Here is a 482-nt window from a genome sequence, read left to right as displayed (position 1 = left end):
TAGCACCTAAGGGGGTGGAGTTTAGGAAGTTGGGGGATATTGGGGAATTTTATAGCGGACTTGTTGGAAAAAGTAAAAAATCTTTCTCTCAAGGGAATAAATTTTATGTTCCTTATGTCAATGTTTTTAATAATCCACAATTAGATCTAAATGCTTTAGAAAGCGTTCAAATAGGGGATAAAGAAAAACAAAATACAATTCAATTAGGCGATGTGCTTTTTACTGGTTCATCTGAAAATTTAGAGGATTGTGCGATGTCTTGCGTAGTTACTCAAAAGATTGAAAAAGATATTTATCTTAATAGTTTTTGTTTTGGTTTTAGATTTTTTGATGAGAATTTATTTAATCCATCGTTTCTTAAACATTTTTTAAGAGACTATAATTTTAGGAAAAATATTTCAAAAGTTGCTAATGGTGTAACACGCTTCAATGTTTCAAAGCAATTACTTTCAAAAATAACAATCCCCATCCCACCCCTAGAA

1 protein-coding gene is annotated in these 482 nt (G+C 30.7%); it reads left to right on the top strand.

What is annotated here, in order from left to right; genetic code table 11:
• A partial coding sequence (locus FIM44_RS08400) for a restriction endonuclease subunit S (protein WP_140579762.1) occupies positions 1 to 482 on the top strand: 482 nt, incomplete at both ends.

Source organism: Helicobacter pylori, from assembly GCF_006440215.1.
Taxonomy (GTDB): Bacteria; Campylobacterota; Campylobacteria; order Campylobacterales; family Helicobacteraceae; genus Helicobacter; species Helicobacter pylori_CS.
The sequence above is the reverse complement of the archived record's forward strand: the minus strand, read 5'-3'. Positions and strand labels throughout refer to the sequence as shown.